This is a genomic window from Pseudoxanthomonas winnipegensis (genome assembly GCF_030322905.1).
GTDB lineage: Bacteria > Pseudomonadota > Gammaproteobacteria > Xanthomonadales > Xanthomonadaceae > Pseudoxanthomonas_A > Pseudoxanthomonas_A winnipegensis.
Window position 1 is genome coordinate 3465886 of record NZ_CP095475.1, and the last position, 12544, is coordinate 3478429.

Annotated in this window: 8 protein-coding genes; 1 reads left to right on the plus strand and 7 read right to left on the minus strand. The window is 69.2% G+C overall.

The genetic code is table 11. From position 1 onward, the window contains the following. Window positions 1-375 precede the first annotated feature (375 nt). Window positions 376-1539, minus strand: a complete 1164-nt coding sequence (locus MWN52_RS15230) for an alpha/beta hydrolase (RefSeq protein WP_286575316.1) — start codon at window positions 1537-1539, stop codon at window positions 376-378. 116 nt (window positions 1540-1655) lie between these two features. Between MWN52_RS15230 and MWN52_RS15235 the strand changes: the two genes are divergently transcribed. Further along, a complete protein-coding gene (locus MWN52_RS15235; RefSeq protein ID WP_286575317.1) occupies window positions 1656-2513 on the plus strand; it encodes a LysR family transcriptional regulator in 858 nt (285 codons plus the stop codon). 152 nt (window positions 2514-2665) lie between these two features. On the opposite strand, the gene MWN52_RS15240 is transcribed toward MWN52_RS15235, so the two are convergent. From MWN52_RS15240 to MWN52_RS15265, 6 genes are all read right to left on the minus strand, one after another. After that, a complete protein-coding gene (locus MWN52_RS15240; RefSeq protein WP_286575318.1) occupies window positions 2666-3817 on the minus strand; it encodes a CoA transferase in 1152 nt (383 codons plus the stop codon). 72 nt (window positions 3818-3889) lie between these two features. Continuing rightward, the gene (locus MWN52_RS15245; RefSeq protein ID WP_286575319.1) at window positions 3890-5770 is read right to left on the minus strand and encodes a beta-L-arabinofuranosidase domain-containing protein; all 1881 of its coding nucleotides are present in this window, start codon (window positions 5768-5770) and stop codon (window positions 3890-3892) included. Beyond that, on the minus strand, window positions 5767-7926 hold the full coding sequence (locus tag MWN52_RS15250; RefSeq protein ID WP_286575320.1) for an SUMF1/EgtB/PvdO family nonheme iron enzyme: 2160 nt from the start codon (window positions 7924-7926) through the stop codon (window positions 5767-5769). The genes MWN52_RS15245 and MWN52_RS15250 overlap by 4 nt, the downstream gene beginning before the upstream one ends. Next, on the minus strand, window positions 7926-8909 hold the full coding sequence (locus MWN52_RS15255; protein ID WP_286575321.1) for a ribokinase: 984 nt from the start codon (window positions 8907-8909) through the stop codon (window positions 7926-7928). The genes MWN52_RS15250 and MWN52_RS15255 overlap by 1 nt, the downstream gene beginning before the upstream one ends. Then, on the minus strand, window positions 8906-10093 hold the full coding sequence (locus MWN52_RS15260; RefSeq protein ID WP_286575323.1) for a serine hydrolase domain-containing protein: 1188 nt from the start codon (window positions 10091-10093) through the stop codon (window positions 8906-8908). The genes MWN52_RS15255 and MWN52_RS15260 overlap by 4 nt, the downstream gene beginning before the upstream one ends. Before the next feature lie 172 nt (window positions 10094-10265). Continuing rightward, window positions 10266-12527, minus strand: coding sequence for a TonB-dependent receptor (locus tag MWN52_RS15265; protein ID WP_130528329.1), 2262 nt, complete (start codon window positions 12525-12527; stop codon window positions 10266-10268). Between the last annotated feature and the right edge of the window lie 17 nt (window positions 12528-12544).

The following is a 12544-nucleotide window of genomic DNA, read 5'->3' on the forward strand; positions in this document are numbered from 1 at the left end:
ACTCCCTGAGCCCAGGAAAGAGGGAGTGCACAGACGGGTGAGCGCGCGATGCCATGCATCACCGTTCGGAAGTCCCACGAGCTCCCAATCATGGGTTGTCCGGCAGGCGGAGAACGCTGTCCCGGCGCGGCAACCTGAGGAGCAAGACTGACTTCTGCGCCGCCAGCGAGGTCACTGCCAGCGCAGTCGCTTACGGCATGCCGGTCGAGCAGACGCGAATCCGGACCTCGCGCTTTGCAGACGCAGAACGGCGTTTCTGGTCAGGTGTTCGACCTTGCTGCGAGGGCCAGCAGGACGAGCACGCGGCTTTGCGCCCAGCCGGCGCTTGCGCGCAGACCGCCGATCCGGTGCTCCCTCGAATCCACGCCTGAATCCTTACGCTCGTGTGGCGGACAGATGCTTGGCCTGCAGCCACGCCTGGATGCCGCCGACGAGTTCGGACTTGCGCTCGAGCGGCAGCCAGTGCGCGCCGAGCAGGTCGACCGTCGTCAGGTCCGCGCAGGCCGCGCGCATCGGCTCGCTGTAGCGATTGCCGTTGATGGTGTTGATCTGGTCGTACTGGCCGTTCACGAACAGCACCGGCAGCGGGATCCGGCCGCCGTCCGGCGCGCGGCGGGCATAGGCGATATTGGCCGCGTCGTTGAGATACCACGCGCATGGCGGGCGAAAGCCGTGGGCATTGAAGGACGCGACCAGTGCGGCGAAGTCCGCCGCCGGCCAGAGCGCCGGATCCGGCCTGGTCGGCGGCGCGCGATGGGCCTCACCGAAGCGACCGCCCTTGCGGGTGACACCCGCATTGGGCGAGGGCTTGCCGACGCTGGCGGGGTCGCCGGAGCGGTAGATCGAGGCCAGCGAGGCCGCCTTGTCCGCGTCCAGGTCGGCGACGGCGGCCTCGAAGTGCGTCGTGTAGTAGCGGTAGTAGTCCCACTGCCCATCCGGATACGCATCGGCCGGGTAGATCCTGCGGTCGACCAGGGGAACGAGCGTCGGCAACGCGTTCGCATCCGGAAAATAGGGAACGGAGATCAGGACAAGGCCGCGCCCGCGGGCGGGCGCATGGGCGACCAGCGAGGCGGCAATGACGCTTCCCCAGTCATGGCCGATCCAGATGGCCGGCCGTCCGCCGAGATGGTCATGCAGGTCCGCCATGTCCCTGACGACCTGCTCGTTGGTGTAGGCGTCGATCGCGGCCGGCGCCGAAGAGCCGCCATAGCCCCGCATGTCCGGCGCGATGCAACGCCAGCCCACCGCCGCGAAGGCCTGCATCTGCGCGCGCCAGATGAGGCCGAGTTCCGGCCAACCATGCAGAAACATCATCAACGGCCCATCGGCCGGGCCGCATTCGAGGTAATGGGTGGTATGCCGGGGCGTTGCGAACGTGCGCGAGGCAAGCGCGGCGGGGGCTGCGGCCCAGGCGCCCATCGGCAGGGTCGCTGCCGCGCCCAGCGCCATGAGGATGGCCCGTCGCGTGAGGGCAGGCTCACCGTCGATGCCGGGCGTGTGGGGTGGCGTACTGCTCATCTTGTCGTTCTGGCGCATGCCTTATAAGTAGGTCGAAAGCGCGCCCGCGATAAGCGGGGCGCCCCGGCATGAGGCTTTAAGCAGAACTTCAAGGCAGATGGGTGCGATACAGAGACACGCTTGATGGCGTCGCCATGTTCGTGGCGGTGGCGGAAGCGGGCAGCTTCTCGGAAGCGGCCCGGCGCCTGGGCGTGTCGCCCTCCGCGGTCAGCCAGGCGATCCGAAGCCTTGAGGAGCGCCTCGGCACGCCGCTGTTTCGCCGCTCCACGCGCAGCGTGCGCCTGACGGACGTCGGCAGCGACTACCTGCTAGCGGCCGCACCGGCGGTGGAGCAACTCAGACAGGCTGCCGAGGATGCAACGGGCCGAAGCGGTCGCCCGGCCGGTCCCTTGCGCCTGACGATGCCGCGGGCCCCCTTCGATCAGCTCATCGCCAGCACGCTGGTCGCCTTCAAGGACGCGTTTCCCGAGGTGGAACTGGAGATCGCGGTCGAAGCGCGCCTGGTGGATATCGTCAAGCAGGGCTACGACGCCGGTCTGCGCTTCGGCAACCATCTCGAAAAGGACATGGTCGCCGTCCGGGTTGCGCCTCCGTCAGCTGCGATTCTGGTGGCAGCGCCGTCCTATCTGGCGAACCGTCCACAGCCCGGCAGCCCGAGCGACCTGCTCACGCATCGCGCGATCGTCTGCCGCAGCCAGCTCACCGGATCGATCATTCCCTGGACGCTGGTATCGGCCGACGACAGGATCCAGATCTCCCTGCCTGAAGCGACCATCGTCCACGATCTCGCTTCGCAGATCGACCTCGCCGTCCGTGGACTCGGGATTGTCAACGCGCCAAGCGCGATGGTGACCGCCCTCATCGAGGAAGGACGCCTGACACACGTGCTGTCCGCCTGGTCATCGCCCATGGAGGCACTCTATATCTACTTCCCGAGTCGCCGCCATCAATCCGCCGCGCTGAGGGCGTTTATCGGTTTTCTGAAGGGCTGATCCTAGACGCACGCGAAACGTGGCTCTTTGGCTCTTTCTGATCGAAGCCGCTTGCTGTCTCAGCTTGGGAAACAGCTGCTGCAACAGCCCATCAGATGACAGGCGAGCGGGTCGCAAGGCAATCGATCCCGCTTTGCACCGCCCGCTCCAAATCAGAGCAACGCATTGTCTTGCCCCAGCGTCGGCGCGGCGAAGGGTTCGGGCCCGGGGGTGCGGCCGTAGACGATGGGGCGGGTGACGTTCTGGTACTTGCCAACCACGGGATGGGCGACCTCGCCGATCATCTGTTCGGCATGCACCTGCGGGTGCTGGAACATGTCCTCGATCTTGCGGGCGGCCGCGCACGGCACGGCGTCGCCGAAGATCTCCTCCCACTGCATGGCGGTATGGGCCTGCAGGGCTTCGTGCAGGCGCGGCAGGATCTCGCCGGCGTGCTGGGCGCGCAGCTTGACGCTGGCGTAGCGCGGATCGTCGGCCAGGGCGTCCAGGCCGGTGAGTCGGCACAGGGCCTGCCAGAAGCGCGCGGTATTGGCCGAGAGGTAGAGGTATCCCTCCTTGGCCGGATGGATGCCGGTCACGCCACCCGAGCGCATGTCGCGGCCGATATCCAGCGCCTCGCCCTCGACCCAGACCAGCCTGGCCGACTGCATGGTCAGCGCGGCGCGCAGCAGCGAGACGCCGACGAACTGGCCCACGCCGCTGCGCTCGCGTTCGTACAAGGCGGCGGTCACGCCCGAGGCGACCAGGGCCGCGGCGTAGTAGTCCACCACCGAGCCGTAGATGATCTCCGGCGGGCCGCTGCGCTTGCCCTGCAGGGCGCACATGCCGGTCATGGCCTGCAGCACCTGGTCGTAGCCGGCCTTCTCGCGCATCGGCCCGCGCTCGCCATAGCCGGAGACCGCGCAGTACACCAGCCGCGGGTTGAAGGCCGACAGCCGTTCGAAATCGATGCCCAGGCGCGCCGGAACGCTGGGGCGGAAGTTGTGGACCAGCACGTCGGCCTCGCGCACCAGGCGCAGCAGTTGCGCGTGCTGCGCCTGGTCCTTGAGGTCCAGCACGATGCCGCGCTTGCTGCGATTGACGCCGAGGAAGGCGCGGCTCTCGCTGGACAGGGTCGAGGGATAGTGCCGCAGGTTGTCGCCGGCCGGCGGTTCGACCTTGAGCACGGTCGCGCCCTGGTCGGCGAGCAGGGTGCAGCCGTAGGGGCCGGCGATGTAGGCGCTGAGATCGAGCACCCTGACGCCCGTCAGCGGTCCTGGCGGACCATCGCGATGGATCTGGTCGAACAGCGAGCTCGTGGCCATCGATGAATGCGCTTGCATGGATCCCATGGGGGAAGTGTGTGGCGCCAGGGCAACGCGATACAGGCCGCCAGCCTAGGTTCTGGACCGACAATTTGTTGGCGAAGTCGTCCCATCCTCCGCGGTCAGCGGCAGGCGGAACCAGGTGGCATGCCAACTGCCGTCGCGGCGATCGCCGACGCGCCAGAACGGCGAGAGCCGTCTGATGCCGCCAGGCAGCGCCAGCGCGATCTCCGCACCTGGCGATTCAGTCGGACCCAGATGCGCCTCCAGCAAGCAGTCGGACAGCGGCAGCTCGGGCGCAGGACTGTCGCCTTCGGCCAGGGCCGTGGCATAGGCCAACGGTCCCCACGACACGGCCACGTAATCGTGGCGCAGCACTTCCTGCGCCACGGGCGATCCGTCGGGGGCACGCGATTCCTGCACGTTGCGGTTGCTGCGCCGCTGCAGCTGCGGACGTGCGCTGAAAGCGATCTCGATGCGCGTGCCGATCTGCCACTGGCGTTGCACCCGCACGTAGCCATCGTCGTCGGCGCGCGCGTCCTGGAGTTCGCCATCGATGCGGACCTGCATGGGTGCACTCCACGCGGGCTGCCGCAAGGCGAGCACGAAGGTCGCGGAGTGGGCCGGCTGCAGCGTCAGCTCGACCTGCATCGGCACCTCGCCCTGCCCTTGCTGGACGATGCGCAGGCCGGGCGCGGGCCCGTCGTCGAAGAAGACCTCGCCCGGGACGAAGAGATTGACGCGCACGTCCCGCGCACTGGTCGCGTACGCCAGCATCGGCAGCTCTTCCATCGCCATCGCCCCGCTGGACTTGCAGCAGCGCCAGTAGGTGGTATGCGTCCGGCGGCCGTTGCCGAAGCTGTAGTAGCACCAGTCCTGCCCGTCGGCCGCCATCGCGCCGAGCAGGTCGTTGAACGCGGTGCGCTCGATCGCATCGACGTAGCGGGCATGGCCGGTCCAGGCCAGCAGTTCGCGGGTGAACTGCAGCCAGGCCAGGGTGGAACAGGTCTCGACATACCCCTGCGGATCGAACACGAACGGCGGGTTGAAGCACTCGCGCGAGCGCAGCCCTGCCCCGCCCCACGGCCCGCCGCCCAGGCTCAGGTGATGGTCGTGCACGTTGGCCCACAGCCGCTCCAGCGCAGGCAGCAGCGTCGCATCGCCGGTGGCGCGCGCCAGCTTGGCCAGCGCCGCGGCGTTCCACAGCAGCTGGTAAGCCTTGCCCGTGCCGATCTCGGACGCGTCAACGCCCGCCAGCAGGCGCTGGACCAGGGCCAGCGGTGGGTTGTGGTCGGCCTGTTCGACGATGCGCCGGGCCAGCTCGAGAAACTGCGGGTCGTCGGTGACCAGGAACAGCTCCACTGCGCCATCCAGCAGCACCGTGGCCGACATGCCGAAGTGATTGCCGCAGGTGGTGATGTCCAGCCCGCGCTCGACGAAGGCGGCATGGCAGAGCCGGCCGATGGCGCGTGCGGCGTCCAGATGCGCGGGCTTGCCGCCCAGCCGCCATGCTTCGATCAGGCCCAGCACCAGATAGGCATGCGTCCACACGTCCCAGGTGCGCAGCGCCGGCGCGCCGTCCCAGCTCCAGGGGCGCGGCGGCTGCGGCAAGGTGAAGCGCCGCTCGGGCGCGTAGGTGCCCAGATAACCATCGGCGCGCTGGATGGCGGCGAGATGATCGGCCACCTCCAGCACCCGCGCGCGCAGCACGTCGTCGCCCTGGTGGGCGGCCGCGCGGGCCGCGGCGATCAGCCATTTGCCGGCGTGCTCGCCGTACCAGTCGCCTTCGTGGTTGCCCTCGGCGCGGGCCGGATCGAACAGCGCAATCGCCGGGCTGTGCGCATCCACGATGAAGTGCGACAGCCGCCCCTTGCGGCTGGCCTCGATGGCCTCGCCGAGCACACCGCCCAGCCGCACCCGCCCGGGCGAAGGAAAGCGCAGCATGGCGCTCATGCGGCATCCACCACGCAGCGGAAGCCGATATAGGCCGAGCGATCCCGGCACGGCGCCATCAGCAGATACTTGCCGTGCTCGTCCAGGCGCAGCGCCTGCGGGAAGTACCAGTGCGAGGTCTGCGGCCGGTAGCGGCTTCCGCCGCGCAGCACCGCCGCCCGCGTGTGCGCATCCACGTATTCGTCGGTCCACTGCCAGACGTTGCCGACCAGGTCGAGCACGCCGAACGGGCTGGCGCCGGCGGGGTGCGCGGTCACGTCGGCCGGCGCGCCGGCCTGCGGCCCGTACTGCGGCGCCGGCACGGCCGAGGCGTCCCAGGTTTCGCCCCAGGGGTAGGCGCGGCCATCGTTGCCCTGCGCGGCGTACTGCCATTCCCACTCGCGCGGCAGGCGCTTGCCCGCCCAGGCCGCGTACGCGCGTGCGTCCTCGAGCGAGATCCACACCACCGGCTGCTGCTCGCTGCCGGCCACCGGCGCGCCTTCATGCCAGTGATGCAGGAAGCGATGCGCATCGGCCGGCGCATAGCCGCTGGCGTCGATGAACGCCTTGAACTGCGCATTGGTCACCGGCGTGCGATCGATATGGAAGGCGCGCATCCGCAGACGTTCGCGGTGGAAGCGGCGTGCGCTGTCCTCCCACGGATACTGCACGTCCACACCGTCCCATACTCCGCCTTCGACCTCGATGCCGCCCACGGCGAACACGAACTCGCCCGCGGGGATGGTCACCATGCCTGCCGGCGGCTGCGCCGCGGGCGCCGTCGCGGGAACGTCCACGCACTGCTGCGGCAGGGCGCGCCACTGCGCCGAGCACTGACCCAGCGGCGTGGCGGCGTGCTGGCGCATCCGGGCGAGGAAGTCTTCCAGCGCCGGCTCGTCCATCCCCTCATCCAGCGCCAGGACCGCGCCGAAGCCCAGCGCCTCCAGCTCCAGGGTGAGATAGGCGTCGTCCTCGCGCAGCAGCGGCGTCAGCTCACTGCCATTCCACAGGTCGAAGTAGCGCGTGCCCGGCGCATGCTCGATGCGCAGCAGCTCACCGCGCAGCGGCGACTCCAGTCGGTTGACCAGCGTCCACAGCGCGCGCCCCTGGCCAGGGAAGCGGCTGGCGAACAGGCCGCGCAGCAGCGTGGGCCAATACGGCTCCCAGTCCATGGACACGAACAGCGGCGCGAACTGGCGCTGGATCGCGGCGATGCGGCGCAGCGTCTGCGCGTCGCGCTCGGTCAGTCCGTTCCAGACGCCCCACACGTTCTCCCAGGCGTTGTAGCCGATGCCGTTGAAGAAGATGTACTGCAGGTCGTGGCGGCGATCGCGGCCCCAGCGGTTCTCGTAGTTGATCATGTGGCGCGGCTCGAGCCACTTGAACTTGGCCAGCGGCGGCACGAACTCGTTCGGCGCCTTCTTGCCCCAGCTCTGCACGTTCCAGACCAGCTGCTCCTCGGCGCTGATGGTGGACTCGGGCTGCAGCACCACCGGACGACCCCGCGCCAGGCAGGCGTCGAAGAAGGCGCGCGGCACCCCGTTGTAGGTATCGCCGTTGATGCCGTCGGCGCCGACCGCATCGACGATGCGCGCGAGGGCCTCCCAGTGCGGCCCCTCCGGCGCGCGGGTGCCGTGGTCCCAGGGCATGGTGGGCAGGAAGACCCGCACCCCGCGCCGGTGGAAGGCCTCCACCACCGCGCGCAGCCCGTCGAGCCCGCCCGGCAGATCGGCCGCCATGTCGAACTGGTTGCGGTCGTCGATGCCGATGTTGGGGTAGATGTACCAGACCAGGACGCTGTCGATGCCGCCGAAACGCGCCTCCAGATCGTCCAGGTAGCGATCGACCGTGTAGCACCCGCGCTGCGGATCGTAGAAGTAGCGATCCTCGACCATCATCTGCGCATGGACGAAGTTGCGCTGCGCCCATTGCAGCTCCGGCCTGCGGTAGTTGGCATCGTCGAAGCCGATGCGCACCAGATGCTCGCGCCGCCAGTCGCGCAGCTCGGTCAGCCAGTCACGCCAGGCCGGCGCGGTCTGGATCTTCCACTGGCCGATATCGGCGAAGGGCCAGCCCGGCGCCTTGCCCGGCGAGGGCAGATAGCGCCCGGTGGTGACGTGGGAGAACTTGAACTCGGTGCGCACGGGCTCGCGCTGGGGGGCGTCTTGGTCGGACATCAGCAGGTCGGTTCGAGAAGAGGACAGTGCGCCAGGCCAGCATAGTCGGCCAGCGCGGAGACGACGGCGGCGGCGGCCGTTGGCGCATCGCGCAGGAAGGCCTCGACCTCGGCGCAGGTGGGGACGCCGGACTGGGCGCCCACGCGCGTGCAGGCCAGGGCCGAGACCGCGCAGGCGCGGCGCAGCGCGGCGGTGAGCGTCGCGCCGCCGGCCAGGCCGGCGGTCAGCGCGCCGCAGAACGCATCGCCCGCGCCGGTCGTGTCCACCGCCTGCACGGCGAAGGCCGGCTGCAACGCGACCCGTCCGCCGGACCAGGCATAGCAGCCGCGTGCGCCCAGCGTCACCACCACGCAGGCCACCGGCAGCGCCGCGAGCTTGTCGGCCGTGGGCGCATCGGCGCGAACGCCTGCGTGCCCGGCCAGCAGGTCGAGCTCGCCCTCGTTGACCACCAGCACGTCCAGCCTGCGCAGCAGGTCGTCGGGCAAGGCGCACGCCGGCGCGGCATTGAGCACGACCCTGACGCGGGCGGCGTGCGCCGCCTCGGCCCAGCCGCACACGGCCGCCAAAGGTACTTCCAGCTGCATGAGCAGGAAGGCCACGTCCGCCAGCGGCGGCAAGTCGTCTCCGGTCAACGCGTGATTGGCCCCAGGCGCAACGATGATCGCGTTCTCGCCATCGCCGGCCAGGCACACCAGCGCCGTACCGGTGGCGCGATCGCGCGCCGGCACCACGTGCAGGGCGACGCCGGCCTGCTCCAGCGCGGCCCGCACCGGCACGGCGAAGCCGTCCTCGCCCAGCGCCAGCAGCATCCGCGTCCGCACGCCACCGGCGCGCGCGCAGGCGACGGCCTGGTTGGCGCCCTTGCCGCCGGGGAAGGTCTGCAGGTCCTGGCCGAGCACGGTCTCGCCGGGCGCGGGCACGTGATCGGCCTGCACCACGAAGTCGAGATTGGCCGAGCCGGCCACCAGCACCACGGGTCTCATGGCAACGCCTGATAGACGAAGTTGTAGAACGGCGTCGCCAGCTTGGGCAGATCGCCCGGACGATCGGCGGGCAGGTATTGCAGCAGCAGCACCGCGACCAGATGCGCCTTGCGATCCACCGTGAAATAGGTCGAGGCCGCGCCGGACCAGCCGAACTGGCCGACGCTGCCCAGCCGCCCGCGCGCGGCCGGGTCGGTGACCACATAGCCGCCCAACCCGAAGCCTTCACCGGGGACCAGGCCCTTCACCGGTGGATCGAAGCCGCCCAGCTGATCGCGCATCATCAGCTCGACCGTCTTGCGCGAGAGCACGCGCACGCCGCCGGATGCGCCGTCGTTGAGCAGCATCCGTGCGAATCGCAGGTAATCGCCCGCCGTCGAATACAGGCCACCGGCCGCGCTGTCGTAGGCGCGCAGCCTCGCACCGGGCTGGCGCGCGCTCGGCGTGTCGGCGATGCGCAGCGCGCCATGGTCGTCCAGCGTCGGCAGATCCACGACCCGGCCGCGCTGCGCCGCAGGCACCTCGAACCCGGTGTCCCGCATGCCCAGCGGCGCCAGCACCTGCGCCTGGAGATAGTGCGAGAACGTCTCGCCGCTGACCACTTCCACCACACGCGCCAGCAGCTCGGTGTTGGCGCCTTCGTAGTTGAACTCGGTGCCCGGCTGTGTCGCCAGCGGGACCCTGGCCAGCCTGCCCGCGACATCGGCCAGGTCGCGCGCCTGCTCCACTCCGGCCTGCTCGAGCAGGCCCGTGGCCACCGGATAACGGGTGGCATCGGCCGCAAGGCCGCTGGTATGGGTCAGCAGATGGCGCAGCGTGATCGCGCGGAGCGCCGGCACCAGGCGCGGCTGAGCGAGGTCGCCGCCGACCACCACCTGCGTCTGGGCGAAGGCGGGCAGATAGCGGCTCACGGGATCGTCCAGCGCCAGCTTGCCCTGCTCCATCAGGGTCAGCACCGCCACCGTGGCCACGGGCTTGGTCATGGAATAGATGCGGAAGATCGCATCGGCCCGCATCGGCCGGGTGCGCGCCAGATCGCGATGGCCGTACGCGCCCTGGAACACCGGCTCGCCATCGACCTCGACCACCGCCACCGCGCCGGGATAGCCGGCAGCGGACGTGGACTGCGTCAGGAACGCATCCAGCCGCTGCCAGCGATCCTCGGCCTGGAGCACCAGCGGCACCAGACACAGCCAGGCCGCCAGGACCGATCGCGCCCAGGATCGAGCCCGATCCTGCGCACGTTGCGCCCGTTCGCACCGCCGCCGCACACCGGCGGGTCGCGCACGTCGCACCGCATCGGCCTGGCCGGCCATGGCCCTTGCTCCCTGAACGAAACGACGTTCCCGCATCCGCTTAGAAGGTGTAGTTGTAGGTCAGCGAGACCACGCGTCCGCGGCCTGCCCAGTAGTTCTGGTAACCGGCCAGCTGCGACCAGCTCAGGATGTAGTACTTGTTGAACAGGTTCTCCACGCCCAGGGTGAACTTGCCGATCCGGCCGGCGTCGTAGTTCACGCCCAGGTCCCACAGGGTGTAGCCGGTGGTGCGCTCGTCGTAGGTGAACCTGCGCCCGTCGAAGGGCCGGGTGTCCTCGCCGCTGATGTGCCGATCCAGCAGCTTGGTCGCGCCCAGGGTGGCATCGGCATTGGGCAGGAACTTCCACACGGCCGAGGCGCCGATCTTGTCGGGACTGAGGTCGAGGATGCCCATCGGCTTGGTCAACGGACCGGCGCCGTAGCGGCCCAGCGCGTCGGAGCCCCAGAACGCGGTCTTGCCGCGGATGCGCGAATACAGCCCGGTCAGCTTGAAGGTATCGGTGAAGTTCCATTCGCCGCTGAGCTCGATGCCCTTGATGTCGGTGGGCACGCGACTCATGATGAAATCGCTGGTGTTCGGATCGATCTGCAGCGACACGCCCAGGTCGGACTTGGAGTGGTACCAGGTGCCGTTGAGCGCCCCGCGCTCCCCGCGCCAGTTGAAGCCCACATCGACGTTGCTGACGATGACCGCCTGCAGGTCGAGGATGCCCTGGACCGACTGGCCCGGGTAGTTGACGTTGCGCAGCGGGATGCCGACGTTGGGCAGGGTGAAGCCCTTGCTGTAGGCGCTGAAGATCGACCACTGGTCGTTGACGCGCCAGATCGCGCCGAAGTTGGGCAGGCTGGCGGTGTAGTCCAGCTTGCCGCCCTGCACGAACACGCTGTTGCGATAGGCGGTGGTGGTGTAGCTGTCGATCTTCAGCGTGCCGTCCTCGCGCCGATAGCCGCCGCTCAGGGTCAGCGGGCCGATGTCCCAGGACAGCTGCGCGTAGGGCGCGGTGCTCTTGTAGTCCATCGGCGGCACCCACACGCGATTGGTCAGCGCCAGGCGCTGCTGGGCCCGGTCCTCGACCAGGTCCACGCCGGTGTGCAGCTCGAGCCCGGAGACGTCGAACAGCGCAGAGCGCGTCCACGAGGTGCGCAGGCCCTTCTTGTTCGACACGATCTCGGACTGGTCGTAGATGCGCTTGGACTCGTCGAAGCCCGGGCCGACCTTGACCAGCTGCTTGTCGTCGCCGTTCTCCGGCAGATAGCGCATGGCCTGGTCGGCCTTGTAGCCCACCAGATCCAGCCGGCCGCCAAAGAAGTCCTGGTGGGTGTACTGCAGGCTGTACTGCTCGAAGTCGTTGAAGGCGTCCTTGGAGCCGAAGATCTGCCCCTTCACCGAGGTGTTGGGATACGGCGTGGCGCACGGTGGCGAATCGGTGGGGCCGCGGCAGCCCAGCACCTGGATCCACTCGCCCTTGCCCTCGATCTTGAAGCGGCTGTAGGTGGCCTGCAGGCGCTGCTCGCCGTCCTCGCCGAAGTTGTAGCCGCCCTTGAGGTAAACATTGCGCGACTCCGAATCGGCCAGCGATCCGCTGGTGTTCATGCCCACGGTGCGGCCCTTGCCGTCGTAGGCGATGCCGCGATCCAGATACGACACCGCGCCGATGAAGTCGTAGCTGTCCTGCTTCAGGCCGTAGGTCAGCCCCAGCTTGTAGCCATCGCTGTCCGAATGCCCCTGGGTCAGATAGCGCGCGGTGAAGGTGGTCTCGCTGCCGATCTTGTCGGGCACCTTGGAGATGTAGTTGATCACGCCCCCGGTGGCGCCGATGCCCTCGGAGGCGGACGGACCGTTGATCACCTCGATCCGGCCCACGATCCCCATGTCGGTGAAGGTGCCGTTGCGCGTGCCCTCGCGCAGCGGCGAGCCCTGCGGGATGCCGTCGAACAGGCGCAGCGGAATGCGCCCGCGCAGCGTCTCGCCGGTATTGCTCATCGCCTGCGAGGACTCGGAATAGCCTGGCACGGTCCGCGCCAGGACCGCGGTCGCATCCTCGGTCACCGCCAGCGTCTGGGCGACCTCCTGCGGGGAAATCACCGAGATCGCACCCGGGATCTTGTCGACCGCCTTGGGCGCCCGCGTGCCGGTCACGATCATCCTGTCCAGATCCTTGGCCTTGGTCGCGCGCGCATCCTGCGGGTTCTGTTCGGTTGCACCTTGCGCGGCGGCGGCCTGGGCCTGCTGCGCGCGCACGCTGGCGCTCACGGCGGCGGCCAGCACAAACACCCCGAGTGTCACGGGCATCTTCTTCATGTGTCGATCTCATGGAC

What these genes read in the sequence shown, in the direction of transcription:
- MWN52_RS15230 (WP_286575316.1), bottom strand. Translation starts at nt 1,539, where the DNA reads ATGCGCCAGAACGACAAGATGAGCAGTACGCCACCCCACACGCCCGGC.
- MWN52_RS15235 (WP_286575317.1), top strand. Translation starts at nt 1,656, where the DNA reads ATGTTCGTGGCGGTGGCGGAAGCGGGCAGCTTCTCGGAAGCGGCCCGG.
- MWN52_RS15240 (WP_286575318.1), bottom strand. Translation starts at nt 3,817, where the DNA reads ATGGCCACGAGCTCGCTGTTCGACCAGATCCATCGCGATGGTCCGCCA.
- MWN52_RS15245 (WP_286575319.1), bottom strand. Translation starts at nt 5,770, where the DNA reads ATGAGCGCCATGCTGCGCTTTCCTTCGCCCGGGCGGGTGCGGCTGGGC.
- MWN52_RS15250 (WP_286575320.1), bottom strand. Translation starts at nt 7,926, where the DNA reads ATGTCCGACCAAGACGCCCCCCAGCGCGAGCCCGTGCGCACCGAGTTC.
- MWN52_RS15255 (WP_286575321.1), bottom strand. Translation starts at nt 8,909, where the DNA reads ATGAGACCCGTGGTGCTGGTGGCCGGCTCGGCCAATCTCGACTTCGTG.
- MWN52_RS15265 (WP_130528329.1), bottom strand. Translation starts at nt 12,527, where the DNA reads ATGAAGAAGATGCCCGTGACACTCGGGGTGTTTGTGCTGGCCGCCGCC.